The sequence below is a fragment of the SAR324 cluster bacterium genome, from assembly GCA_015232315.1.
Classification (GTDB): domain Bacteria; phylum SAR324; class SAR324; order SAR324; family NAC60-12; genus JADFZZ01.
Genome location: JADFZZ010000025.1, coordinates 1 through 215 on the forward strand (window position 1 = coordinate 1; position 215 = coordinate 215).

The window sequence follows — 215 nt, forward strand, 5'->3', positions numbered from 1 at the left end:
GGAGGTTTGAACAACAAGTTTGGCAGTTTTACGGAAGGCATGGCCTTGCCTTCGATGAGCAAGGTGCTAACCAACCGGTTTCAAATGAATGTGATCGCCCCGAATGTCAAGGTTCGCAAAGGCGGAGAGGAATTTGAAATTGATGTGCTGGCCTATGCCAACACGGACGTGAACGCGGTTTATCTGGTGGAAGTCAAAAGTCATCTGCGGGATGA

At 49.3% G+C, this 215-nt stretch carries 1 protein-coding gene; it reads left to right on the forward strand.

The window, feature by feature from the left end:
* A partial coding sequence (locus HQM11_15120; GenBank protein ID MBF0352362.1) for a DUF3782 domain-containing protein occupies window positions 1-215 on the forward strand: 215 nt, incomplete at both ends.